Origin of the sequence: Cerasibacillus sp. (assembly GCF_036516575.1) — a bacterium.
GTDB lineage: Bacteria > Bacillota > Bacilli > Bacillales > Amphibacillaceae > Cerasibacillus.
Map to the genome: position 1 here is coordinate 137,923 of NZ_DATBTY010000073.1, position 25,135 is coordinate 163,057.

General features: G+C 37.6%; 23 protein-coding genes and 1 tRNA gene. 20 read left to right on the forward strand and 4 right to left on the reverse strand.

All coding sequences use genetic code 11. The annotated features are described in order from the left end of the window. Nucleotides 1-56 precede the first annotated feature (56 nt). From trxB to VIG73_RS12660, 5 genes are all read left to right on the forward strand, one after another. A complete protein-coding gene (trxB, locus tag VIG73_RS12640; RefSeq protein ID WP_331642546.1) occupies nt 57-1,010 on the forward strand; it encodes a thioredoxin-disulfide reductase in 954 nt (317 codons plus the stop codon). A 335-nt stretch (nt 1,011-1,345) separates the two neighbouring features. Next, complete coding sequence (gene rapZ / locus VIG73_RS12645) at nt 1,346-2,230, forward strand: RNase adapter RapZ (protein ID WP_331642548.1); 885 nt, start codon at nt 1,346-1,348, stop codon at nt 2,228-2,230. Between the two features lie 4 nt (nt 2,231-2,234). Further along, nucleotides 2,235-3,197 (forward strand): YvcK family protein, encoded by a 963-nt coding sequence (locus tag VIG73_RS12650; RefSeq protein ID WP_331642550.1) that lies wholly within the window; start codon nt 2,235-2,237, stop codon nt 3,195-3,197. A gap of 21 nt (nt 3,198-3,218) precedes the next feature. After that, nucleotides 3,219-4,160 (forward strand): DNA-binding protein WhiA, encoded by a 942-nt coding sequence (whiA, locus tag VIG73_RS12655; protein WP_331642552.1) that lies wholly within the window; start codon nt 3,219-3,221, stop codon nt 4,158-4,160. A gap of 123 nt (nt 4,161-4,283) precedes the next feature. Next, nucleotides 4,284-4,538 (forward strand): HPr family phosphocarrier protein, encoded by a 255-nt coding sequence (locus VIG73_RS12660; protein WP_331642553.1) that lies wholly within the window; start codon nt 4,284-4,286, stop codon nt 4,536-4,538. Nucleotides 4,539-5,102: 564 nt separating this feature from the next. On the opposite strand, the gene clpP is transcribed toward VIG73_RS12660, so the two are convergent. Continuing rightward, nucleotides 5,103-5,690 carry an ATP-dependent Clp endopeptidase proteolytic subunit ClpP gene (gene clpP / locus VIG73_RS12665; RefSeq protein ID WP_331642555.1) on the reverse strand — a complete coding sequence of 196 codons (588 nt, stop codon included), beginning with the start codon at nt 5,688-5,690 and terminating at the stop codon, nt 5,103-5,105. Between the two features lie 201 nt (nt 5,691-5,891). Between clpP and VIG73_RS12670 the strand changes: the two genes are divergently transcribed. After that, nucleotides 5,892-5,965 (forward strand) — tRNA-Arg (locus tag VIG73_RS12670). A 40-nt stretch (nt 5,966-6,005) separates the two neighbouring features. Here VIG73_RS12670 and dpsA read toward each other — a convergent pair. Continuing rightward, on the reverse strand, nt 6,006-6,884 hold the full coding sequence (dpsA, locus tag VIG73_RS12675; protein ID WP_331642557.1) for a dipicolinate synthase subunit DpsA: 879 nt from the start codon (nt 6,882-6,884) through the stop codon (nt 6,006-6,008). 138 nt (nt 6,885-7,022) lie between these two features. Here dpsA and VIG73_RS12680 point away from each other — a divergent pair, with 138 nt between their 5' ends. The 8 genes from VIG73_RS12680 to eno all read left to right on the forward strand — a co-directional run bounded on the left by VIG73_RS12680 (nt 7,023) and on the right by eno (nt 15,501). Further along, nucleotides 7,023-8,012 (forward strand): diaminopimelate dehydrogenase, encoded by a 990-nt coding sequence (locus VIG73_RS12680; RefSeq protein WP_331642559.1) that lies wholly within the window; start codon nt 7,023-7,025, stop codon nt 8,010-8,012. An 18-nt stretch (nt 8,013-8,030) separates the two neighbouring features. Then, the gene (locus tag VIG73_RS12685; RefSeq protein ID WP_331642561.1) at nt 8,031-8,267 is read left to right on the forward strand and encodes a glutaredoxin family protein; all 237 of its coding nucleotides are present in this window, start codon (nt 8,031-8,033) and stop codon (nt 8,265-8,267) included. Between the two features lie 133 nt (nt 8,268-8,400). Continuing rightward, nucleotides 8,401-9,429, forward strand: a complete 1,029-nt coding sequence (locus VIG73_RS12690) for a sugar-binding transcriptional regulator (protein WP_331642563.1) — start codon at nt 8,401-8,403, stop codon at nt 9,427-9,429. Nucleotides 9,430-9,465: 36 nt separating this feature from the next. Beyond that, the gene (gene gap, locus VIG73_RS12695; RefSeq protein ID WP_331642565.1) at nt 9,466-10,473 is read left to right on the forward strand and encodes a type I glyceraldehyde-3-phosphate dehydrogenase; all 1,008 of its coding nucleotides are present in this window, start codon (nt 9,466-9,468) and stop codon (nt 10,471-10,473) included. Nucleotides 10,474-10,678: 205 nt separating this feature from the next. Continuing rightward, complete coding sequence (locus VIG73_RS12700) at nt 10,679-11,863, forward strand: phosphoglycerate kinase (RefSeq protein WP_331642567.1); 1,185 nt, start codon at nt 10,679-10,681, stop codon at nt 11,861-11,863. A gap of 40 nt (nt 11,864-11,903) precedes the next feature. Further along, nucleotides 11,904-12,665 carry a triose-phosphate isomerase gene (gene tpiA / locus VIG73_RS12705; protein ID WP_331642568.1) on the forward strand — a complete coding sequence of 254 codons (762 nt, stop codon included), beginning with the start codon at nt 11,904-11,906 and terminating at the stop codon, nt 12,663-12,665. Beyond that, a complete protein-coding gene (gene gpmI / locus VIG73_RS12710; RefSeq protein WP_331642570.1) occupies nt 12,658-14,199 on the forward strand; it encodes a 2,3-bisphosphoglycerate-independent phosphoglycerate mutase in 1,542 nt (513 codons plus the stop codon). Before tpiA ends, gpmI begins: the two co-directional genes overlap by 8 nt. Nucleotides 14,200-14,214: 15 nt before the next feature. Beyond that, nucleotides 14,215-15,501 (forward strand): phosphopyruvate hydratase, encoded by a 1,287-nt coding sequence (gene eno, locus VIG73_RS12715; protein WP_331642572.1) that lies wholly within the window; start codon nt 14,215-14,217, stop codon nt 15,499-15,501. A gap of 446 nt (nt 15,502-15,947) precedes the next feature. On the opposite strand, the gene ptsP is transcribed toward eno, so the two are convergent. Both ptsP and VIG73_RS12725 read right to left on the reverse strand, forming a co-directional pair. Then, nucleotides 15,948-17,660, reverse strand: a complete 1,713-nt coding sequence (gene ptsP / locus VIG73_RS12720; RefSeq protein ID WP_331642574.1) for a phosphoenolpyruvate--protein phosphotransferase — start codon at nt 17,658-17,660, stop codon at nt 15,948-15,950. A 57-nt stretch (nt 17,661-17,717) separates the two neighbouring features. Then, complete coding sequence (locus tag VIG73_RS12725; protein WP_331642576.1) at nt 17,718-18,650, reverse strand: lysophospholipase; 933 nt, start codon at nt 18,648-18,650, stop codon at nt 17,718-17,720. Nucleotides 18,651-18,829: 179 nt separating this feature from the next. Here VIG73_RS12725 and secG point away from each other — a divergent pair, with 179 nt between their 5' ends. The 6 genes from secG to VIG73_RS12755 all read left to right on the forward strand — a co-directional run bounded on the left by secG (nt 18,830) and on the right by VIG73_RS12755 (nt 24,914). Further along, nucleotides 18,830-19,060: a preprotein translocase subunit SecG gene (gene secG / locus VIG73_RS12730; RefSeq protein ID WP_331642578.1), complete on the forward strand. Its 231-nt coding sequence runs from the start codon at nt 18,830-18,832 to the stop codon at nt 19,058-19,060. 71 nt (nt 19,061-19,131) lie between these two features. Beyond that, nucleotides 19,132-19,875: an alpha/beta hydrolase gene (locus tag VIG73_RS12735; RefSeq protein WP_331642580.1), complete on the forward strand. Its 744-nt coding sequence runs from the start codon at nt 19,132-19,134 to the stop codon at nt 19,873-19,875. 51 nt (nt 19,876-19,926) lie between these two features. After that, a complete protein-coding gene (gene rnr / locus VIG73_RS12740) occupies nt 19,927-22,056 on the forward strand; it encodes a ribonuclease R (RefSeq protein WP_331642806.1) in 2,130 nt (709 codons plus the stop codon). Nucleotides 22,057-22,322: 266 nt separating this feature from the next. Next, nucleotides 22,323-23,063, forward strand: coding sequence for a metal ABC transporter ATP-binding protein (locus tag VIG73_RS12745; RefSeq protein ID WP_331642582.1), 741 nt, complete (start codon nt 22,323-22,325; stop codon nt 23,061-23,063). Next, complete coding sequence (locus tag VIG73_RS12750) at nt 23,063-23,920, forward strand: metal ABC transporter permease (protein WP_331642584.1); 858 nt, start codon at nt 23,063-23,065, stop codon at nt 23,918-23,920. The genes VIG73_RS12745 and VIG73_RS12750 overlap by 1 nt, the downstream gene beginning before the upstream one ends. A 40-nt stretch (nt 23,921-23,960) precedes the next feature. Beyond that, entirely contained in the window at nt 23,961-24,914 is a 954-nt protein-coding gene (locus tag VIG73_RS12755) for a metal ABC transporter solute-binding protein, Zn/Mn family (RefSeq protein ID WP_331642586.1), read from the forward strand. Nucleotides 24,915-25,135 lie beyond the last annotated feature (221 nt).

The window sequence follows — 25,135 nt, forward strand, 5'->3', positions numbered from 1 at the left end:
GATAATTCTTATACGCTAAGAATAACAGTTATAAAATAGAAAGAGAGTTGATGATGATGTCTGAAGAAAGAATGTATGATGTTGTCATTGCAGGAGCAGGACCAGCTGGTATGACGGCAGCTGTATATGCCTCTCGTGCTAATTTAGACACATTAATGATTGAAAGAGGAATTCCAGGTGGGCAAGTTGCTAATACGGAAGACGTCGAAAACTATCCTGGATTCGATCATATACTTGGACCAGATTTATCAAATAAAATGTTTGAGCATGCAAAGAAATTTGGCGCTGAATATGCATACGGTGATATTTCAGAAGTTGTTGATCATGGAGAGTATAAAGTCGTAAAGGCAGGCGACCAAGAATATAAAACGCGAACAGTTATTATTGCAACTGGTGCAGAACAGAAGAAAATTGGTATTCCAGGTGAAGAAGAGTTTGTCGGTCGTGGAGTATCTTACTGTGCTGTTTGTGATGGTGCCTTTTTTAAGGACAAAGAACTCGTTGTTATCGGTGGCGGAGACTCTGCCGTTGAAGAAGGCATTTATTTGACTAAATTTGCTAAAAAAGTAACAATTATTCACCGTCGTGACGAGCTTAGAGCACAAAAGATTATCCAAGAACGTGCATTTAATAATGACAAGATTGAATTTATTTGGAACACAGAAGCAGAAGAAATCAATGGGCCAGATGGTAAAGTAAGTAGCCTGTCATTAGTCAATCGTGAAACAGGCGATAAATCAACATTTGAAACAGACGGTGTGTTCATTTATATTGGAACAATCCCATTAAGTGAACCGTTCAAATCATTAGGTATTACAAATGATGAAGGATACATTCCAACAAATGAAGAAATGGAAACAAATATCCCTGGTATTTATGCAGCTGGTGATGTTCGTGAGAAAAAACTTCGCCAAATTGTTACAGCAACAGGTGATGGAAGTATCGCAGCAGAAGCAGCGATTGCATATATAGAAGAATTGAAAGAAAAAGAAAAGGCAGCAACATCTTAATAAAAATTGGAAAGTTGATAAGTGTTCAAGCTTATCAACTTTTTCATTGTGAAAGTAATTTCAATTTAATCACCCTGTAACACGAGCGAAATAAACTTTTCATATAATGGGATTAATAATGACCCCCCTTTTTAATTATAAGATATATCTTAGGCACAGATTTCTCTCTCGTCTGTGCTTTTTTTTGCCTAAAAATGGGATTATTCACTACTTCGGAATAGTGGTATGTCCCTCATATTCATTGTATACTATATAATATATGTGTTTTTTTACAATGATTAATGCATATTCATTAGTAAGCAGCTATTAAAGTAGCGATAGAAAGGAGAGTATGCATGACAAATCAACGAAGTGAAACAAAATTAGTTATTATTACCGGCATGTCAGGTGCTGGAAAAACGGTGGCTATTCAAAGCTTTGAAGACCTAGGCTATTATTGTGTAGATAATTTACCACCAACATTATTACCAAAGTTTCTTGAATTAATGAGGGACTCTACAAATACGATTCAAAAAGTGGCTCTTGTCATTGACCTAAGAGCACGTGAATTCTTTGAGAACTTATTCGAATCTTTAGATGCATTAAGTGATGAAGAATCATTTGATGAACATATATTGTTTTTAGATGCAGAAGATGAGCAACTTGTCAGCCGTTATAAAGAAACGAGACGCTCTCACCCTCTAGCTGTCGGTGATTTACCGTTAAAAGGAATTAAACAAGAAAGACTTTTACTTGATGAATTAAAAGGGCGTGCTCAACATATTATCGATACAACGAATTTAAAACCGAAAGAGCTACGCGAGAAAATTTTAAAAGCATATAGCGAAGAAGAACAAGAAGTATTTTCAGTTCATTTATTATCATTTGGTTTTAAATACGGCTTGCCGATTGATGCAGATTTAGTTTTTGATGTACGCTTTTTACCAAATCCACATTACGTCCCGAATCTTCAACCTTTAACAGGATTGAATGCCGATGTATCATCATACGTCTTTAAATGGTCTGATACACAGAAGTTCCAAGAGAAAGTGATTGATATGTTAGAATTTATGCTTCCGTTATATAAAAAGGAAGGAAAATCACAGCTTGTCGTCGCCATCGGATGTACAGGTGGACAACATCGTTCTGTTGCACTAGCAGAGTATTTCGCTAAATTTCTTTCGAAAGATTATATTACACATATTACACATCGTGATATTGATAAGCGGAAAGGATTATAGAGAAATGAATACAATTCAAGATAAACCGCGGATTGTAGTCATTGGTGGTGGGACAGGCATGCCCGTATTATTACGTGGTTTGAAAAATATGCCTATTGATTTAACAGCTTTAGTGACAGTAGCTGATGATGGTGGGAGCACTGGAAGGTTACGTCAAGAAATAGACATGCCTGCACCAGGAGACATTAGGAATGTCATTGCAGCTATGTCAGATGTCGAGCCGATATTAATTGATTTGTTTCAGCATCGTTTTTCCATTGAAAACGGGCTATCTGGACATTCGATGGGGAATTTGTTATTAGCTGCCATGGCTTCTGTTACGGGTGATTTCTACACAGGTGTTAAAGAACTATCACGCGCATTTGGGGTAAAGGGCAAGATTTATCCTATTTCCAATGAAAATTTACAATTACATGCGGAAATGGCAGATGGAACAATTATTTCAGGTGAATCAAATATCCCGCTAGCTCGTAAAAAGATTGAACGTGTTTATTTAACACCTGAACATGCTCAACCATTTCCACATGCCATCGAAGCGATTGAACAGGCTGATCTTGTCGTCATTTCACCAGGTAGTCTCTACACGAGTATTTTGCCGAATTTAATTATCCCACGAATTGATCAGGCACTCCAAAAGACAAAAGCGAAAGTTGCTTACGTATGTAATGTGATGACTCAGTTAGGGGAAACGACGAACTACACAGCGGCTGATCACGCACAGGCCATTATTGATCATGTAGGTGATAACTGTTTAGATGCTATTATTGTCCATAATGAATCAATTAGTGATAAAATGCGCCAGCGTTATGCTATAGAGCAGGCAGCTCCTGTTGCTTTGGATCGAAATCGATTAATCGATATGGGGATTGAAGTAATTGAAGGCGATATTATTACCAATCAATATAAAACGATCCGACATGATACAGAAAAAATTTCAACATTATTATATTCACTAGTCGTTCAGTGATAATAAGAAGGAGGGAGCGTTTTGTCCTTTGCTTCTGAAATAAAAAATGAATTAACACGAATTGAATCAGATTCATGTTGTATGATAGCGGAATTATCTGCATTAATTCGTATGAACGGGGTCATTTCATTTTCTGAGCATGGATATGCTTTAGACGTACCGACGGAAAATGCTGCGATAGCAAGAAGAATTTATACGTTAGTAAAAGAAAAGTATAATCTTCCGATTGACTTGCTCGTTCGTAAAAAAATGAAGCTAAAGAAGAACAATGTCTACATCGTTCGTATTACGACAAAAGTTCGAGAGTTACTTCAAAACTTAAAAATTTTTGATGAGGAACCTTACACATTTGTTCATGACATATCAAATGAAATTGTTAAAAAAACATGCTGTAAACGCGCCTATTTACGTGGTGCATTTTTAGCAGGTGGTTCCACTAACAATCCAGAAACGTCATCATACCATTTAGAAATATTTAATGTGTATAAAGATCATAATAAAGCGTTATGTGATTTAATGAATGGATTTGGATTAAGAGCAAAACAGTTAAAGAGAAGAAATGGTTATATTGTTTACTTAAAAGAGGCGGAGAAAATCACCGAATTTCTAAGCATTGTTGGGGCGCATAATGCGTTGTTTAAATTTGAAGATGTCCGGATTGTACGGGATATGAGAAATTCAGTTAATCGGCTCGTTAATTGTGAAACAGCGAATATAAATAAGACAATCGGTGCCGCGTTTAGACAAATGGAAAACATTAAGCTGATTGAGCGTACCATCGGGTTAGACGCCTTACCAGATAGACTTCGCGAAGTAGCTATTGCAAGGATGGATAATGAAGAAGTATCACTAAAAGAATTAGGCGAATTAATTCCAAGTGGAAAAATATCTAAATCAGGTGTTAATCATCGGATGAAGAGAATAGATGAAATTGCGGATAAAATACGCGACGGAAAAATTTAAGAGCAATAAGATAGATAATAGTTAACGTTTTAAAAGGAACATGGTATAATAACAAGTATTTATAGTCGTGTTTACTTATCATTTTTTTGAGAGCGTTTCCTAAGATTGGAGAGGATGATATCATTGGTTGAAAAAACAGTCACAATAGAATTAGATACGGGCTTACAGGCGCGTCCTGCAGCACAGTTTGTACAAGAGGCAAATCGCTATTCATCTCATATTTTCCTAGAAAAAGACGGTAAGAAAATTAACGCTAAAAGTATTATGGGATTAATGAGCCTAGCTATTACTAAAGGTGAAACAGTAACATTAATAGCAGACGGACCAGACGAAGAAATGGCATTAAATCATTTGATTACCTTTGTCTCTAAATCTTAAATCTATACTTGTGAAATGAATAACAAACATTAATAGGGCCGTTGGGGAATGAAGGGCCTAAATTAAAACCGGTAGAGAATATATTTCTTAGCCGGTTTTTTCATTGTAGAAGAACTGAATTAAAGGTGTGATTTAAGTAGCGAAATCTCCCATTGGGTGTAGAGAGTAGATCCCAGATCCCTCCACTCCGTACGATCTTTACAAAGTGGTGAATGAAATGCGGAGTAGACTGCAGCACTCCGTACGAACATCGTCAAAAGATGAAAGTAATACGGGGTAGACCGCTACACTCCGTACGAACATCGTCAAAAGATGGAAGTAATGTGGAGTAAACCGTTCCACACCGTATAATACTCCCAAGATCGTATAATAACATGCAGAGTAAAGTTTTATCCTTTCTACGTCATATAAATTGGAAAATCTCCATTATAATGATGAGTAGAGTAGGACAAGGCCTACAAATATTACTTTTTGACAAAACTATTGTTCATTCAAGGAGATATACAACATAATAAAAAAGTGCTTCCCAATAACCAAATCGGAAAGCACGTTATTTATTCTCTATTATTTTTCTTTACGCTCGAGAATACTGTCAATTAATCCGTAATCAACGGCAGCAGGTGCTGTCATGAAATTGTCACGATCTGTATCGCGCTCAATTATTTCAATCGGCTGACCAGTTCTTTCAGAAAGAATTTGGTTCATTTTATCACGCATTTGTAAAATACGTTTTGCGTGAATTTCAATGTCTGCCGCCTGACCTTGTGTTCCACCTAATGGTTGATGGATCATAATTTCACTATTCGGTAATGCATAGCGTTTACCTTTTTCACCAGCTGCGAGTAAAAAGGCACCCATAGATGCAGCCATACCGATACAAATCGTTGAAACGTCTGATTTAATAAATTGCATGGTATCATAAATGGCCATTCCAGCTGTAATTGATCCACCTGGTGAGTTGATATATAGAGAAATATCTTTACCTGGATCTTCTGCTTCTAAAAATAGGAGCTGGGCAACAATTGAGTTGGCTACATTATCATCAATGGCACTTCCGAGCATAATGATTCTGTCTTTTAATAAACGTGAATAAATATCATAGGCACGTTCTCCACGGTTAGTTTGTTCAACAACTGTAGGAATTAAATGCATTTTCAATTTCCTCCTTAAATGACAATAATATGAAATCTAATTTTATCATAAACTAAAGGTCAATGAAGGTCAAACAATAAAGATTATGTTTAACATATATCATCCATATTAACCGATTATCCCGTGAAATAAACAATTTATCCTAAAAGGGCTTGTCATAAAATATAAAAGACGATATAATGAAACTTGTGTCATTAATATGCGCCCGTAGCTCAGCTGGATAGAGCAACGGTTTCCGGTACCGTGAGTCGGGGGTTCGAGTCCTCTCGGGCGCGCTTAAAAAATGGCGAGGAGGGAAGTTTCCTTGCCATTTTTTTATTCCTTCATCAAATCAATCAACACATCCGCAATGATTTTCCCAGCGGTTTTAGCGGCTACTTTTCCGGGAATCCCAAGTGCATGAATGGCTTTAATCTCTCGTTCACTCGCTTTTGAGAAATCTGTTCCCCCTGGATTAGAAGCAAGATCAATGATTAATGAATCCGAACACATCTTTACAATTGCCATTTCATCAAGAACGAGATAAGGGACGGTATTGATAACAATTTGAAACTGGTGAATGACTTCATGAAGCTTATCAAAATAAATGCCTCTCATTCCCATTTCCTTTAACCGTGCCCTGTCTTTCGACTGCCTGACACAAACAGTAACATGTGCACCAACAGCAGCAAATAATCTTGCAACAGACATGCCGACACGACCGAAGCCTAGTACAAGAACATGTGAATCATGAATTGTTTCATCGGTGTGCTCCATCGCGATATGTAAAGTTCCTTCAGCAGTAGGTATAGAGTTTAATATGGCAAGATCATCACGGTCAAATAAAGTGACTAATGATCTACCCGAATTCACCACTATTTGTTTTAAATACGCATTCGCCACACCCGTATAAATGACACATGTCTCTTTCGTTTTACTTAATATTTTCTCTGTTAAAACAAGCTTTGTATCAGCGTATGGACATAGTTCGACTGCCCCTTGATCATTCACCCCAGAAACAGGTAAGATCATAGAATCAATTTTAGAAAAATCAATGTTCGCTAATGTGTCATGAAGCACATTGTGTAAGGAAAAAGCATATTGCTCCCAACCAGCAACAATGACTTGAAAATCTGCTTCAGCAAGTGACTGAACGACTTCTTTGTAACGAGCATCTCCACCAATAACTAATACACGGTGTACAAAAGTTGTCAATTGAATCAGCTCCTCTCGTATTTTTCAAGTATATGTTTACGATAACAAATCAATCTATTTGTTGCTTCATATATAGTATATTTTTTGCTGAATATGTCTAAAACGACTATAATTGTAACAATAAAGGAGTGGCATAAAATGAAGCAAAATGAAAAGATACGCATCGGAATTATTGGATATGGTAACTTGGGACGTGGAGCAGAATTAGCAATTCAGAATAACCCTGATATGGAATTAGTTGGGATTTTCACAAGAAGAAATCCAGCAACGATTGAAACGGCTACAGAAGGTGTTTCGGTTTATCCATATCATGATATAGAATCTTTTCAGGAAAAAATTGATGTGATGGTTTTATGTGGTGGTTCAGCGAGTGATTTACCGACGATGAGTCCAGAAGTAGCGAAACACTTTTCAATTGTAGACAGCTATGATAACCACGCAAAAATTCCTGAGCATTTTGAACGAGTGAATGAAGCAGCTCTACAGGGAGGAAATACAGCCGTTATTTCAACTGGTTGGGATCCAGGTTTGTTTTCACTTAACCGCTTATTAGGGGAAATCGTTATTCCAAACGGTGGCACGCACACATTTTGGGGAGAAGGACTCAGTCAAGGACATTCAGAAGCTGTCCGGCGCATTGAAGGAGTCAAACATGCGGTTCAATATACGGTTCCTATTGAGTCCGTTTTAGCTGATGCTAGACGTGGAAAAGGTGAGAAATTGTCTGCAGCGGAACGCCATAAACGTGTCTGTTATGTTGTTGCTGATAAAATAGATTATGAGCGGATTGAAAAAGAAATCAAAACAATGCCAGATTATTTCGCACCATATGATACGACGGTTCATTTTATTGATGAGGCGACATTCTTTAATGAGCATCAAAAAATGAAACATGGGGGCTTTGTCATTCGCTCCGGAAAAACAAGTGCAGATCACCAACAGACAATGGAATTCGCCTTAACATTAGAGAGTAATCCAGAATTCACTGCTAGTGTATTAGTCGCTTATGCTCGTGCTGCTTATCGGTTACATAAAAAAGGCGAAACAGGTGCTAAAACACCGTTTGATGTACCATTTTCTATGATGACTAATAAAACAGCATCGCAAATTATGAAAGAGTTACTATAAGACGGAGTAGAAAAACAGATGACGATTTATTTTTACATGAGAGAGAACTGTCCGCTCTGTGATGAGACGGAACAATTGTTGCAAATCCTACAAATGGAACATGACTTTACGATTGAAAAGAGAAATATCGAAATGAATGATCAATGGTTAAGTAAATATCAACTAGAAATTCCTGTTGTTGAGGTAGGCGACCATATAATATTTGGGAAGGATTTAAACCTTCATTATTTAGAAGAAGTCCTCAATAAGGCATAATATCGTTAGGATAGATTCTTTAAATTATGTTATACTAAAAATAGGAAGAATGATTTTCCTATTTTTTTGACACATGCGGGACAATTCTGACCCATATGGGATAAAAAATGACCACCTATGAGGAGTTAATGACATGAATGTTTTACTCGACTTATTAAAAAGAATATACCCGAATATGCTGGAAGATATGCAACAACGTTATGACATCATGAGACATGTTAATTTGCTCCAGCCAATCGGGAGACGCTCGTTAGCAGATGTTATGGACTTAACTGAACGCACGATTCGTAGTGAAATTGAATTGTTACAAGAACAACGTATTTTGCAAATAACGAGTAAAGGCATGTTTTTAACTTCAGAGGGAAAACTCATTCTAGACCAGCTCGTCCCATTTATTAAAGAATTAGCTGGCTTAAATGAATTAGAAGAAAAGGTTAAGAAACAGTTAGGACTTGAAAGAGTCATCATTGTACCAGGCAATAGTGATGAAGAGGAAAGGGCTAAGCTGGAGATAGGAAGAGCCTGTGCGACTTATTTAGATACAATCATGACAACAGATGCGACAATTGCTGTTACAGGTGGTTCAACGATTGCCGCTGTAGCTAATCAAATGGAAGAAACAGTGGAAAAAAATAATTACCTCTTTGTCCCAGCACGTGGCGGTTTTGGTGAGAATGTAGAGTACCAGGCGAATACCATTGTTGCAAAAATGGCTCGAAAAACAAATAGCGCATATCGCATGCTTTTTATGCCTGATTTGTTAAGTGAAGCATCATTTAAAACGATGCGCCAAGAGCCGTCGATTCACGATGTGTTAGAACATATTAAAGAAGCGCAGATTGTTCTGCATGGACTAGGTGATGCAATCACAATGGCTAAAAGGCGTGATACACCACAGCCTGTCATTGATAAGTTAACTAAACAGCACGCTATTAGTGAAGCTTTTGGTTATTACTTTAATGCTGATGGCGAAATCGTACATCAAGTTCTTTCAACAGGGATAGATTTAAAACATTTAGCTACAAAAAAACATGTTATTGCTGTTGCCGGTGGGATGTCTAAGGCTAAAGCTATTTCATCCTATTTCAAAACAAGCTATAGCAATACATTAATTACAGATGAAGGCGCAGCTATTGGGATATTAAGGGAAGCTTCCCTTTAATATATAAAACGATAGATAAAATGAGGAGGAAGGCAAATGACAGTAAAAATTGGAATCAACGGTTTTGGTAGAATTGGACGATTAGTGTTTCGTGAATCATTAAAAAGCGAGAAGGTGGAAGTTGTAGCTGTTAATGATTTGACCGATGCGAAAATGCTTGCACACTTATTGAAGTATGACTCAGTTCATGGGAAAATGGAAGAAGAGATTGCTGTTCATGAATCAAACATCGTTGTTGGTGGCAAAGAAATTAAAGTCATGGCTGAAAGAAATCCAGCGAACCTACCTTGGGGAGAACTTGGCGTCGATATTGTTATTGAGGCGACAGGCCGATTTAGAGATCGCGAATCAGCACAGAAACATATTGATGCAGGAGCAAAGAAAGTGATTATCTCTGCACCAGGTAAAGATGTCGATTTAACCGTCGTCATGGGTGTAAATGATGAGCAATATGATGCAGATAAACATCATATTGTATCGAATGCATCTTGTACGACAAATTGTCTTGCCCCATTTGCCAAAGTGTTACACGAACGTTTTGGCATTAAGCGTGGACTCATGACAACAATCCATGCTTATACAAATGACCAACAGATTTTAGATTTGCCTCACAAAGATTATCGTCGTGCGCGTGCGGCAGCTGAAAATATTATTCCGACAACGACTGGAGCAGCGAAAGCTGTTGCTGAAGTATTACCAGAGTTAGCAGGTAAATTAAACGGCATGGCTGTACGTGTACCTGTACCAGATGGTTCTGTCGTTGATTTAGTAGCAGAACTTGAAAAAACTGCTACTGCTGAAGAATTAAACAACGCATTTAAGGAAGCGGCAGAAGATGAATTGAAAGGCATTTTAGAATATAGTGAGGAACCACTTGTATCAACTGATATTGTTGGTAACCCACATTCTTCAATTTTTGATGCTTTATCAACGATGGTCATTGATGATAATTTAGTTAAACTTATTTCTTGGTATGACAATGAGATGGGTTATTCTGCACGTTGTGTTGATTTAGCTGCATTAATGGCGGAAAAAGGCTTATAATATGTAAAGAGGGAGGTTATCCCTCTTTTTTTGTTGTTTATAAACAGGAAGATTTACACATCAAATTGAGCGTAAGGACGGTAAGCGGCAAATAAGTTCAGCCCAAAAACAGAAAACAATAACAAGAAATGGATAATGAAAGCATTTTACGGGAAAAACTTATATAATGGATGTGTACATATGATTTAAAATGGGAGGCTATCCAGTGAATAAAAAAACTCTAAAAGATATTCAAGTAAAAGGAAAAAAAGTATTTTGCCGCGTTGACTTTAATGTGCCAATGCAAGATGGCGACGTAACAGACGATACAAGAATTAGAGCAGCTTTGCCTACCATTAACCATTTATCAGAAGCAGGTGCAAAGGTGATTTTGGCCAGTCATTTAGGACGCCCGAAAGGACAAATTGTTGAAGAGCTACGTTTAGATCCTGTCGCGAAGCGTTTAAGTAATCTAACAGGAAAGGTCGTTCTAAAGACTGACACCGTATATGGTGATGAAGTAAATGAAGCCATTTCTCAATTAGAAGACGGCGATATTTTACTATTAGAAAATGTCCGTTTTGATCCAGGTGAAACAACAAATGATCCAGAGTTAGTTGATGCGTTTGCTGAAATGGCAGATATTTACGTGAATGATGCATTTGGAACAGCACACCGGGCGCATGCATCTACAGCAGGTGTAGCAGAAAAATTACCAGCTGTAGCAGGCTTTTTGATGGAAAAAGAAATAGCTGTCCTAACGAAAGCATTAGAAAATCCGGAACGTCCATTTACAGCTATTATTGGTGGAGCAAAAGTAAAAGATAAAATCGATGTCATTGATAACTTTTTAGATAAGGTTGATTATTTACTTGTTGGCGGAGGCTTAGCTTACACTTTCATTAAAGCAAAAGGCTATGATATCGGAAATTCATTGCTTGAAGAAGATAAAATTGATTTAGCGAAGGAATTTTTGCAAAAAGCAGAAGAAAAAGGTGTGAAGTTCGTCATTCCAGAAGATACAGTGATTGCGGATCAGTTTAGTGAAGATGCTGATTCTAAAATTGTTTCCATTGACGATATTCCAAGTGAATGGCAAGGATTAGATATCGGTCTTAAAACACGTGAAACATTTGCTGACATTATTTCTAAATCAAAATTAATAATCTGGAATGGGCCAATGGGTGTGTTCGAGATGAACCCATTTGCAGGTGGTACTCGAGCTGTAGCAAAATCGCTTGCTGAAGCTGATGGTTTTACTATAATTGGTGGTGGGGATTCTGCAGCAGCCGTTGAGCAATTCGGATTAAGTGATCAAATGGATCACGTATCAACAGGTGGCGGTGCGTCTCTAGAATTTATGGAAGGTAAAGAACTTCCAGGAATTAAAGCTCTTGATGATAAAGAATGAGCAAAAAGAATAACAAAAAATGAATCAAGAGGTGATATGGATGAGGAAAAAAGTAATCGCAGGTAACTGGAAAATGAATAAAACGGTGTCGGAGGCTAATGCGTTTGTTGCAGAGGTGAAAGATAAGTTACCACAATCAGAGCAAGTAGAAGCAATTGTTTGTGCACCATTTCTTCATTTACCATCTTTAGTAGAAATGGCTAAAGGAACAGAGTTAAAAATTGCTGCACAAAATATGCACGATCAAGAACATGGTGCGTTCACAGGTGAGATTAGCCCAACGATGTTAACTGATATTGGTGTCACCCATGTGATAATTGGTCATTCTGAGCGCCGTGAATATTTTGCGGAAACAGATGATACGGTGAATAAAAAAGTCCATGCAGCATTTAAACATGGATTAACACCAATTGTATGTGTTGGTGAAACTCTAGAGCAACGTGAAGCCAACGAAACGAAAAATCATGTCGCATCTCAAGTGACAAAAGCAATTGCTGGTCTAACAGATGATCAGATTGAAAAAACGATCATCGCCTATGAACCAATCTGGGCTATTGGCACTGGCAAAACTGCATCAAGTGAAGATGCGAATGAGGTATGTCAACATATTCGTGAGACAATTAAAGCAGAAACGTCTGTAGATGTGGCAGACAAAGTCATCATTCAATACGGTGGTAGTGTTAAACCAAGTAATGTAGATGAACTTCTATCACAGTCAGATATCGATGGAGCATTAGTAGGAGGGGCAAGTTTAGAGGCGGGCTCTTTCTTACAACTTGTGGAGGCAGGACTGAATGAGTGAACGTAAAGCACCCACCGCATTAATTATTCTAGACGGTTTTGCGCTTCGTGATGAAGTGATTGGGAATGCGGTGAAACAAGCAAAAAAACCAAACTTTGACCGTTACTGGGAAATGTATCCCAATAACCAACTCCAAGCGAGTGGCGAGGCAGTTGGTTTACCTGATGGACAAATGGGAAATTCTGAAGTCGGTCACTTGAATATTGGCGCCGGGAGAATTGTTTATCAAAGCTTAACACGGATTAATTTATCAATTGAGAATGGTGATTTTTTTAAAAAAGAGGTCTTTCTTCAGGCGATGCGAGAAGCAAAGAATAATGGAAAAAGCGTCCATTTACTCGGCCTTCTCTCAGATGGTGGTGTACATAGTGATATCCATCATTTATTTGCCTTATTAAAACTAGCAAAGCAAGAAGGCATTGAGGACATTTATATCCACGCATTTCTTGATGGACGTGATGTACCTCCAACATCAGCTAAGAAATATATCGAGATGACAGAAGCGAAAATAAAAGAATATGGTATCGGAAAAATCGCTACTATTTCTGGTCGCTACTATTCAATGGACCGTGATCGACGTTGGGAACGTGTGAAGAAAGCATACGATGCCATGATATATGGTGAAGGTCCACAATATACAAATCCGTATGATGTCATTCACGATTCTTATGAACATGGTATCCATGATGAGTTTGTGATTCCTTCTGTGTTGACTAATGAAATCGGTCAACCGGTAGCGCCGATTCAAGACGGCGACTCGATTATTTTTTACAATTTTAGACCAGATCGAGCGATTCAAATTTCACGTACATTTACTGAAAATAGCTTTGATGAATTTGATCGCGGAGAAAAACGCCCAACTGATATCCATTTTGTCATGTTAACGAAGTATGCAGATTCGATTAATGGGGCTGTTGCATATGGACCAGTTGGTTTAGAACAGACTGTCGGAGAAGTGATTTCGCGTCATCAGCTAACACAATTACGGATTGCTGAAACTGAAAAATACCCGCATGTCACATATTTTATGAACGGTGGTCGCCATGAAGAGTTTCCGGGTGAAAAACGTATTTTAATAGATTCACCGAAAGTCGCCACATATGATTTAAAACCTGAAATGAGTGCTTATGAAGTGACAGACGCACTGTTAGAAGTACTAGACGAAGGGCAGACTGATGCGATTATCTTAAACTTCGCTAATCCAGACATGGTTGGTCATTCCGGTAAATTAGAACCGACGATTAAGGCGATTGAAGTGGTTGATGAATGCCTTGGAAAAATCGTCGATCGAATCATTGAATTAGGCGGCCATGCGATTATTACAGCAGACCATGGTAATTCGGATGAAGTGGTTACAGTCGACGGGAACCCGATGACAACTCATACGACAAATCCTGTTCCAGTTATTGTAACAAAACAAGGGATTGAATTACGAGATGGCGGTATGTTAGCTGATTTAGCACCGACACTCTTAGAATTATTAAATATTGTAAAGCCTAAAGAAATGACAGGTACATCATTAATTAAAAAATAAAAGGAGAGACAAACAATGCCATACATTATAGATGTTTATGCCCGTGAAGTACTCGATTCACGAGGAAATCCTACAGTTGAAGTTGAAATTTATACTGAATCAGGAGCATTCGGTTCAGCACTCGTACCAAGTGGTGCATCCACTGGAGAATATGAAGCAGTTGAGTTACGAGATGGTGATAAAAACCGTTACCTAGGTAAAGGTGTTCTTCAAGCTGTTAAGAATGTAAATGATGTGATTGCCCCTGAATTAATCGGAATTGATGTTACTCGCCAAAATATAATTGATCAATTAATGATTGATTTAGATGGAACAGAAAACAAAGGAAAGCTTGGAGCGAATGCGATTCTTGGTGTTTCTATGGCTGCTGCCCATGCTGCTGCAAGCTTTCTAGAAATACCTCTTTACAATTATTTAGGTGGTTTCAATGCGAAAACATTGCCAACTCCGATGATGAATATTTTAAATGGGGGGGAGCATGCCGACAATAATGTCGATATTCAGGAATTTATGATTATGCCTGTAGCTGCTCCAACATTTAAAGAAGCACTACGTACAGGTACGGAAATATTCCATGCTTTGAAAAAAGTTCTTCAAGATAAAGGATATAATACAGCAGTCGGTGATGAAGGTGGTTTCGCACCGGACTTAAAATCAAATGAGGAAGCGTTGCAAACCATTGTTGAAGCCATTGAGGTAGCAGGTTATAAGCCAGGTGAAGAAGTGAAGTTGGCGATGGACGTGGCTGCTTCCGAAATGTATGCTGATGGCAAATACAACCTAAAGGGAGAAGGGGTTGTTCGTACATCAGCAGAAATGGTTGACTGGTATGAAGAAATGGTCAACAAATATCCAATCATCTCAATTGAAGATGGTCTTGATGAAGACGATTGGGAAGGTCATAAATTATTAACAGAACGGATCGGTAAACGCGTTCAACTTGTTGGTGACGATTTGTTCGTAACGAACACGAAAAAACTAGCCCAAGGTATTGAACAAGGCGTCGGTAACTCCATCTTGATTAAAGTGAACCAAATCGGTACATTAACAGAAACTTTCGATGCCATCGAAATGGCTAAACGTGCAGGCTACACATCAGTTATTTCACACCGTTCAGGTGAAACAGAAGATGCTACGATTGCTGATATTGCTGTTGCAACAAATGCGGGCCAAATCAAGACCGGAGCACCATCACGCACAGACCGTGTAGCTAAATACAATCAGTTATTACGTATTGAAGATGAATTACAGGGCCTTGGTGTCTATGCAGGGAAAAATGCGTTTTATCATTTAGAAAAATAAGACATGAGATAAACTCCTATAAGTAGCACAGTCCCATAGCTAGGGTCTGTGCTACTTTATTTTCTTAGAGATGTGGACGGCTCAACGCATTGTCTCGTAGTATATTTTCGTGTTGAGAGGCCGCATTGAAGTTCCAACGCATTGTCTCGTTGTATATTTTCGTGTTGAGAGGCCGCATTGAAGGCCCAATGCATTGTCTCGTTGTATATTTTCGTTGTGAGAGGCCGCATTGAAGGTTCAACGCATTGTCTCGTTGTATGTTTTCGTGTTGAGAGGCCGCATTGAAGGCCCAATGCATTGTCTCGTTGTATGTTTTTGTTATGAGAGGTCACATTGACGTTCTTACACCGATATTTTTGGGTGGGCATTTGTTGAGATTCCAATGCTATGCCTTGATTGCATATAAAAAAGGGAATGCCCCTCTGACATTCCCTACCACAACAAAACTATTTTAATTTCGATTCAATTAATGAGACAACTTCCTCAGCTGTACCCATCGCTAATGCTTCAAGTGCAACTTTTTCCATATCTGCTTTGGACAACCTGCGAATTTGTGATCGCGCTGGCAAAATGGATGTCGCACTCATACTAAATTCGTCTAAGCCAAGCCCGAGTAAAATAGGGATGGCGATAGGATCTCCTGCCATTTCACCACACATACCGACCCATTTATCTTCACTATGAGCTGCTTCAATTACTTGATGAACAAGATTTAAGATGGCTGGATGATACGGTTGATATAAATATGCGACTTGTTCATTCATGCGATCTGCTGCCATTGTATATTGAATCAAATCATTTGTTCCAATACTGAAGAAGTCGACTTCTTTGGCAAACTGTTTTGCGATAACAGCAGTCGATGGAATCTCCACCATAATACCAACTTCAATGGAAGAGGAAACTGCAACGCCTCCATCTTTTAATGTTGCCTTTTCTTCTAAAAAGATTTGCTTAGCTTGGCGAAACTCTTCTAAAGTAGCAACCATTGGGAACATGATTTTTAAATTGCCATGTACACTCGCTCGCAGTAAGGCACGCAACTGTGTACGAAAGACGGTTTCATTCGCTAAACAGAAGCGAATCGCCCGGAAACCTAGAAATGGGTTCATTTCTTTAGGTAATTGTAAATAATCGATTTCTTTATCTCCACCGATATCTAATGTTCTTACAATAACTGGTTTACCGTCCATCGCTTCTAAAACGGTCTTATATGCTTCGTATTGCTCATCTTCGGACGGCATGTCAGATTTACCCATAAATAAAAACTCAGTGCGATATAGCCCGATTCCTTCACCACCATGTTCAAGGACGGCTTGAACGTCATCCGGTGTACCAATATTAGCGGCTAATTCTACTTGGATACCATCTTCTGTAATCGAAGGTTCATCTTTCAATGTCGCCCAAATTTCTTTTTGTTTATTAAACGCGACTTGTTTTTCTTTATATGTGTCTTTCACGTCAGTTGTCGGCTCGATAATCAGATGACCATCATTACCATCGACGATTAAAAAATCACCTGGCTTTGTCATCGATGTTATCTCTTTTGTTCCAACAACGGCAGGTATTTCTAGGGAGCGTGCCATAATGGCTGAATGAGATGTTCTTCCACCAATATTTGTTGCGAATCCTTTTACATATTTACGGTTAAGTTGTGCCGTATCAGAAGGGGTTAAATCATGTGCAACAACAACCACTTCTTCGTTAATTAATGCTGGACTTGGTAAATTAATCCCTAACAGATGAGCCATGATTCGTTTGGCTACATCTTTAATATCAGCTGCCCGTTCACGCATATATTCATTATCCATATTTTCGAATAGATTAATAAAAAATTGACTCACTTCATCTAGAGCGGCTTCCGCTGTTAAATCGTCTTGAGTTATTTTATCTTTTATCTGATTAATAAACTCAGGGTCTTCTAAAACGAGGAGATGTGCTGAAAAAATCTCAGCATGTTCTGTTCCAAGTGTGTTTTCTGTATGAATGCGAATATCTTGTAATTCTTGTTTCGTAATCTGTAACGCATCATCCAACCGGTTGACTTCATGATTAGGATTATCCGTTTGTTTCTTATCATATGATAAATCTGGTTCAATCAAATGATATACTTTTGCCATTGCAATACCACTTGATGCAGCAATACCAGTGATTTTTTTCATGTGTCTCATCCTCTAAACTTATTTTCATCTATTTTAACATTATATGTAGCAATCTTTCTAACCACAAGACTCATTCAAGTTAGTTAAAATATCATCGATCCATTTATACACAAACTGAAACACGTCCTGTTTATTTATTTCATGAAATAATTCATGTCTTCCTTCATGAAATAGGGCAACCATTATATTTGACATACCGAGTTCTTTATATACATTCGCGGCTTTCCATATATTTTTCCCGTATTTACCAACAGGGTCTTGTTCACCGCTAATGAATAACATCGGTAAGTCACAAGGAATATGGCTGTTTTTCGCTTGATTATGAATATCTGCTAAGCCACTAAATAAATCGCGAAAGAATTGTCCAGTCGGTACAAAGCCACATAAAGGGTCGGCAATATAAGTTTGGACACTTTCTCTATCGCCTGTTAACCAATCAAAGTCTGTAAGTGGTTCAATTACTTTTCGGTTGTTTAAACCAAAGATTAGTTGGTTTAAATACGGAGCTTTCTGAAAGGGGTCAGTGACATTCGCTGCTTGTTTTCCAAAAAAAATTTCAACTGGTGATGCATAGGTTGTTCCTGATAAAACAACAGCGACAATCTCTTGACTATATAATTGAATATATTTCCGAGCCAGAAATGAACCCATACTGTGACCAAGTAAAATAATAGGTGTTTCTGGATAATCAAGTTTAATTTGTTGTGTGACCATATAAAGATCATGTGTTACTTTGTCAAACCCATGTCGTTCAGCAAAAAATCCAAGTTTTCCTTGATGCTCACCAGTTTGACCATGTCCACGATGATCATTCCCATATACATATAGATCGTGTTTGACGAAGAAACGTGCTAACTCATCATAGCGTTCTATATGTTCGACCATACCATGTGATAATTGAACAATTGCTCGTGGCGTTGTTTCTTTCGTCCATTTCATAACATGAATAGCTGTCTCGTCTTCTGCTTCAATCCAAAGTGATTCTCTCATTTCAGTCCCTCCCCTTACAAGTGGTTACCTAGAGTATAGAAGAAAAAAATTAGAACTTCCATTTTTTCGGTATAAGAAAGAGAAAATCGCTTGTTATGATGTGAACTCTATGCTAAAGTATTAATTATAATAGTGAGACGAGTATGGTAAGGTTTTACATATAGGAGGTGCTGTCAATAATGGAAACGGCAGTAAATGTTTTACTTGTCATTGATGGAATCATTATGATTATCTTTATTCTTCTACAAAGTGGAACGAGTGCTGGATTATCTGGAGCTATTTCAGGGGGAGCAGAGCAACTATTCGGTAAGCAAAAAGCGCGAGGAATTGATTTGTTTTTACATCGTGGAACGATTGTAACGGCTGTCATATTTTTTGTATTAGCTTTTGTCAGTGCATATTTTGTATAATGGATGTAACCTTATCATGTTAATGGTAGGGTTTTTTTATTTTCTGATTTTTGAAGGAAGGTAGATTCGACATGAAGTTAAAACAACCACAACCATTTACATTTGAGAGCGGACCGCGCGCCGTTTTATTATTACATGGATTTACAGGACACTCAGCTGATGTCCGTATGCTTGGTCGATTTCTTGAAAAGCGTGGTTATACATCACATGCCCCAATTTATCGCGGACATGGTGTTGCACCAGAACAATTAATTGAAACAAGTCCTCATGATTGGTGGGAAGATGCATTAGCTGGTTATGAACATTTAAAAAGTCTAGGGTTTAAAGAAATTGCTGTAGCAGGGCTTTCTTTAGGAGGAGTCCTCGGATTAAAACTTGCCTATTCATTACCAATCAAAGCGGTGATTCCAATGTGTTCACCAATGTTCTTTGATAATGAGGAACAATTAACAGCTGGCTTTCTTCATTTCTCTAAGCAGTTTAAACAATTTGAAAGAAAAGATGACCGGACCATATCTGAAGAAGTACACCATTTATTAACATCATCTCGGCCGATGTTTAATGAAATAGGTCAGTTAATTGAAAAAGTCAAAAAAGAAATCGATACCATCTACACACCAGCAATGGTTGTACAAGCCCGTCAAGATAAAATGATAAATCCCGAGAGTGCTAACTATATTTATGATAAGATAGAATCAGATGTAAAAAAAATCCAATGGTATGAAGAATCAGGCCATGTGATTACGTTAGATAAAGAGAAAGATTTATTGCATGAAGATATATACACGTTTTTAGAATCATTAGATTGGGCATAATAAAAATAACTGAAAATAAAATTCGGGAAGGTGTCGCCCTTGAATGAACAAATGAAAGAACAAATTTTAACATATTTTCGTGAAAATGATACAAAGCCTCTGTCTGTTCACGAATTAGAGGATGCATTAGAAGTTTATGAAGCCGATGCTTTTAAGGCACTTGTTATTGCACTGAACAAGCTTGAGGAAACTGGTGAATTAGTCCGAACGCGAAAAAATCGCTTCGGCTTACCAGATAGAATGAATTTAGTTCGCGGACGTATTCAAATGCATGCGAAAGGATTCGCTTTTTTAATCCCAGATGATGAAGCGGATCAAGATATATATATTCATCATTCTGATTTAACCTCTGCTATGAACAATGACCTTGTTCTAGTCCGTATAGAAAAAACTGGCGAATTCGGAAACCGTCCGGAAGGTTCTGTTATACGTATTTTAGAACGTGGGACGACAGAAGTTGTCGGAACGTTCGAAGATAATCAGTCATTCGGATTTGTCGTTGCTGATGATAAGCGTGTTCCAAATGATATTTTTATCCCAAAAAATAAAATAAATGGTGCTATTCAAGGTCATAAAGTTGTTGCTAGAATTACAAGATTCCCAGAAGGACAACGAAGTGCAGAAGGTGAGATTCTAAAAATACTCGGGCATGAGAATGATCCTGGCATTGATATTTTATCGATTATTTATAAGCATGGCATCCATATGGAATTCCCAGAAGATGTATTACAACATGCTACATCTGTACCAGAGACTGTTGCTGATGCTGAAATGAAAGAGCGACGTGATCTTCGGGATGAAGTCATCATTACAATCGACGGGGCCGATGCAAAAGATTTAGATGATGCGGTCACTGTATCCAAATTACCTAATGGCAATTATAAATTAGGTGTTCATATTGCTGATGTCAGTTATTATATTGAAGAAAATTCTCCAATGGATCAAGAAGCATTGGAACGAGGAACGAGTGTCTACCTTGTAGACCGTGTCATTCCGATGATACCACATCGCTTATCGAACGGTATTTGTTCATTGAATCCTCGGGTTGATAGGCTGACCTTAAGTTGTGAGATGGAGATTGATTCGACTGGAAAAGTCGTTCATCACGAAATATTTCAGAGTGTCATTCGAACAACAGAACGGATGACCTATCATGATGTCAATCAAATCCTTGTTGAAAAAGATGCGACATTACGCGAAAAATATAAAGAGCTTGTTCCCATGTTTGAACATATGGAAAAATTAGCCAAAATCCTACGTGGCAAGCGTATGGGTCGTGGCGCGATTGATTTTGATTTTAAAGAAGCGAAAGTTGTTGTTGATGATGAAGGAAAAGCAACCGATGTTGTCATTCGCGAACGTTCTGTTGCTGAACGACTGATTGAGGAATTTATGCTGGCTGCCAATGAAACAGTCGCTGAACATTTTCATTGGTTAAATGTTCCATTCGTTTACCGAATCCATGAAAATCCTGATGAAGATAAATTACAAAGCTTTTTTGAGTTCTTATCGGGTATGGGTATTCGGGTGAAAGGTGTTGCCAATGATATCCACCCACAACAATTACAGAAAATACTTGAGAATGTTGAAGATAGACCGGAAGAGATGATTGTTTCTAAACTTATGCTTCGCTCCATGAAACAAGCAAAATATGATCCAAATAGCATCGGTCACTTTGGACTAGCGGCAACATACTATACACATTTTACATCGCCAATCCGTCGTTATCCTGACCTTATTGTCCATAGGCTTATTCGAACGTATTTAATCAATAAGCAGATGAATAAGAAAGTGATAGATAAATGGGAACAGTTACTTCCCGATATTACAAAGCATGCCTCGTTTATGGAAAGAAGAGCCGTTGACGCTGAACGTGAAACGGATGATTTGAAGAAAGCCGAATATATGTTAGATAAAATTGGTGAAGTCTATAAAGGAGTTATTAGTTCGGTAACAAGCTTTGGATTATTTGTTGAACTCGAAAATACAGTAGAAGGGCTTGTCCACGTCAGTTATTTGACAGATGATTATTATCATTTTATCGAAAAGAATTACTCATTAGTAGGTGAAATGACGCGAAAAGTTTATCGGATTGGACAAGAAGTCAATGTCCGCGTCATTAAAGTGAATTTAGAAGAACGAGTTGTTGATTTTGAAATTGTCCGAAGTGAAGAAGAATAACAAAAGCCTATTTTACGCTACAAGAGCTCATCTCTTGTAGCGTTTTTTTGCGGTTTTCAATAAACTAATAACGAGCTAAATTCTAGGTATTTAAAATAATTATCAACGTCTAAATAAAAGTTGCGCAAGGGAAAAACAATTGTTGACATCTAATATTTTGTTATATATACTATTTATTGTACAGTGGAAACAATATAGAGTTTAACCATAGATTATTATTTAAAAATAAAATGAATATCGTAAAGTGTTACAAGGAAGGTGAAACTATGAATAAGGCAATCGAAGTTGAAAATTTACATGTGTCTTATTATGGGAAAGAAGTGATTAAAGATATTTCTTTTTCATTTGAGCCAGGTAAATTAATCGGAATTATTGGTCCGAATGGCGCAGGTAAATCAACCTTGATGAAAGCCATTTTAGAATTAATACCGCGTGATCATGGAAGGATTAAAATGCACGGAAAACCAGTCAAAAAAATGCGTAAAAAAACAGCCTATGTTCCACAAAGAAGCGATATTGATTGGGATTTTCCCATCAATGTTTTTCATACCGTGTTACTTGGGACGTATCCTAAGTTGGGTCTTTTTAAAAGGCCTGGACGCAAGGAAAAAGAATGGGCATATGCATGTTTACAGCAAGTTGGCATGGAAGAATATGCAAAACAACAAATCGGTGAATTATCTGGTGGGCAACAGCAACGCGTTTTTTTAGCACGGGCATTAGCACAACAAGCCGATATTTTCTTCTTTGATGAACCGTTTGTCGGCATTGATGTAGCAAGTGAGCAAACGATTATCCGTATTTTAAAGCAGTTACGTCATGAGGGTAAAACGGTATTTGTTGTCCATCATGATTTATCAAAAGTAGAGGATTATTTTGATGATTTAATATTAATTAATAAGAAATTAATTCAATCTGGTCCGGTATCTGATGTGTTTCAAGCAGAAACAATTTCTAAAGCATATCAGACGAACTTTCCATTTATGGAAGCGGGGGTAAGTGTCTGATGGTTCAGTTTATAAATGACATCATGCAATATGAATTTTTACAAAAAGCTTTATTTACTTCTGTCATGGTTGGTATTTTATGTGGTGTGATCGGTAGTTTTATTATTTTACGTGGTATGGCATTAATGGGGGATGCGATTTCTCATGCGATCTTACCCGGTGTTGCGATTTCCTTTATGTTAGGTATCAATTATTTTTATGGTGCTGTATTGATGGGGATTATCACATCATTAGGCATTGGATTTGTTACACAAAACAGCCGTATAAAGAGTGATTCATCCATTGGAATTGTTTTCTCAGCTTTTTTTGCATTAGGGATTTTACTATTAATGAAAGCCCAAACAGCTGTTGATTTATCATCCATATTATTTGGAAATGTCTTATCAGTTCGTTCGTCAGATATGTGGCTAACATTAGGGATCGGAATTTTTGTCTTATTAATGGTATTCCTCTTTTATAAAGAATTGCTCATTACGACATTTGACCCAGTTATTTCAAAGTCCTATGGATTACCGACAAAACTTGTTCATTATGGACTAATGGTTCTACTAACTTTAGTAACCGTTGCTTCACTGCAAACAGTTGGTGTAATTCTTGTTGTCGCTATGTTAATTACACCTGCAGCAACAGCGTATTTATTAACGAATCGCTTATCGGTGATGATTTTTCTAGCGGCCATATTTGGAACGTTATCCAGTGTTCTTGGATTGTACTTTAGTTTTAAATACAATTTGACATCAGGGGCAGTTATTGTTCTCGTCGCAACAGCATTCTTTATTTTAGCCTTTTTATTTTCTCCACAACAAGGAATTGTTTGGAGAGCATTAAAAGTAAATAAACAAAGAGCATCATTTTAATGAAGAATTGATTAAAAAATATGTCAAGGGAGAGAAAATCATGAAGCGTTTGATTTATGTCACATTTTCACTTGTTGTAGCAGTTATTTTCTTAGCTGCTTGTAACAATGATGGAGATTCTAGCGCAAATGATGGCGCTCAATCAGGAGAAAAACTAAAAGTCGTTTCATCATTTACCATTATCACGGATATGGTCCATCAAATTGGTGGAGACCATGTTGAAGTGCACAACCTTGTACCAACAGGAACAGATCCACATGAATACGAACCACTTCCAGAAGATATTAAGAAAGCAACAGATGCTGATGTTTTATTTTTAAATGGCATGAATTTAGAAGGTGGAAGAGAAGGCTGGTTCTATAAGATGGTTGACTCTGTAAACCAAGATGCGGAAAAAATATTTGAATTAAATGAAGGTGTTGAACCAAAACATATTGGAAAAGAATCAGGTGTTGAAGAAGAAGTCAATCCACATTCTTTTTTAGATCCACAGGTCGGCATCAAAATGGCAGAGAATTTAAGGGATGCTTTGGTGAAGATTGATCCTGATAATAAATCTATCTATGAAGAAAATGCGGAAAAATATTTAGGCGAGTTAAAAGATATGGATGCCCAATATAAAGAAAAAATCGGCGAGATTCCTGAAGAGGATCGCATTCTTGTAACGAGTGAGCGCGCGTTCCAATATATGACAGAGCGCTATGGTTTGGAAGAAGCATATGTATGGGAAATCGATACTGAGGAGCTAGGAACACCAGAGCAAATCAAAACATTAGTTGATACATTAAAAGAATTGCAACCAACTGTCTTGTTTTTGGAATCAAACGTTGACCCTAGACCGTTAGAAACTGTGTCTAGTGAATCTGGAATTGATATTTATAAGAAAAAAATATATTCAGATGAAATTGGGCAAAAAGGCGATCCAGTCGACACATATGCTAAACTATTACAACATAATATCGATATTATTTATGACGGATTAAAGGGTAATTAAGGTAGGGGCTTTTGTATAATCGCCCCGTTACACTGAAAGAAGCGGAGAAACCCACCATTTTTCTCCGCTTTTTTGCATTCTAACAGTGATTTCGTTGATTAATGTCAAGTAATTTCGTCTTGGCCAGTGCAGTTACTGCGCATTGAGCACTTCAATGTAAAGTAAGTCCGTCGTTGCTAGTGAAGTTACATCGCATTGAGCGCTTCAATGTAAAGTAAGTC

What these genes read in the sequence shown, in the direction of transcription:
- rapZ (WP_331642548.1), top strand. Translation starts at nt 1,346, where the DNA reads ATGACAAATCAACGAAGTGAAACAAAATTAGTTATTATTACCGGCATG.
- VIG73_RS12690 (WP_331642563.1), top strand. Translation starts at nt 8,401, where the DNA reads ATGAATGTTTTACTCGACTTATTAAAAAGAATATACCCGAATATGCTG.
- ptsP (WP_331642574.1), bottom strand. Translation starts at nt 17,660, where the DNA reads ATGAAAAAAATCACTGGTATTGCTGCATCAAGTGGTATTGCAATGGCA.
- tpiA (WP_331642568.1), top strand. Translation starts at nt 11,904, where the DNA reads ATGAGGAAAAAAGTAATCGCAGGTAACTGGAAAATGAATAAAACGGTG.
- VIG73_RS12750 (WP_331642584.1), top strand. Translation starts at nt 23,063, where the DNA reads ATGGTTCAGTTTATAAATGACATCATGCAATATGAATTTTTACAAAAA.
- eno (WP_331642572.1), top strand. Translation starts at nt 14,215, where the DNA reads ATGCCATACATTATAGATGTTTATGCCCGTGAAGTACTCGATTCACGA.
- clpP (WP_331642555.1), bottom strand. Translation starts at nt 5,690, where the DNA reads ATGCATTTAATTCCTACAGTTGTTGAACAAACTAACCGTGGAGAACGT.
- VIG73_RS12745 (WP_331642582.1), top strand. Translation starts at nt 22,323, where the DNA reads ATGAATAAGGCAATCGAAGTTGAAAATTTACATGTGTCTTATTATGGG.
- VIG73_RS12735 (WP_331642580.1), top strand. Translation starts at nt 19,132, where the DNA reads ATGAAGTTAAAACAACCACAACCATTTACATTTGAGAGCGGACCGCGC.
- gpmI (WP_331642570.1), top strand. Translation starts at nt 12,658, where the DNA reads ATGAGTGAACGTAAAGCACCCACCGCATTAATTATTCTAGACGGTTTT.
- gap (WP_331642565.1), top strand. Translation starts at nt 9,466, where the DNA reads ATGACAGTAAAAATTGGAATCAACGGTTTTGGTAGAATTGGACGATTA.
- trxB (WP_331642546.1), top strand. Translation starts at nt 57, where the DNA reads ATGTCTGAAGAAAGAATGTATGATGTTGTCATTGCAGGAGCAGGACCA.
- VIG73_RS12680 (WP_331642559.1), top strand. Translation starts at nt 7,023, where the DNA reads ATGAAGCAAAATGAAAAGATACGCATCGGAATTATTGGATATGGTAAC.
- rnr (WP_331642806.1), top strand. Translation starts at nt 19,927, where the DNA reads ATGAAAGAACAAATTTTAACATATTTTCGTGAAAATGATACAAAGCCT.
- VIG73_RS12685 (WP_331642561.1), top strand. Translation starts at nt 8,031, where the DNA reads ATGACGATTTATTTTTACATGAGAGAGAACTGTCCGCTCTGTGATGAG.
- VIG73_RS12725 (WP_331642576.1), bottom strand. Translation starts at nt 18,650, where the DNA reads ATGAGAGAATCACTTTGGATTGAAGCAGAAGACGAGACAGCTATTCAT.
- secG (WP_331642578.1), top strand. Translation starts at nt 18,830, where the DNA reads ATGGAAACGGCAGTAAATGTTTTACTTGTCATTGATGGAATCATTATG.
- VIG73_RS12755 (WP_331642586.1), top strand. Translation starts at nt 23,961, where the DNA reads ATGAAGCGTTTGATTTATGTCACATTTTCACTTGTTGTAGCAGTTATT.
- VIG73_RS12650 (WP_331642550.1), top strand. Translation starts at nt 2,235, where the DNA reads ATGAATACAATTCAAGATAAACCGCGGATTGTAGTCATTGGTGGTGGG.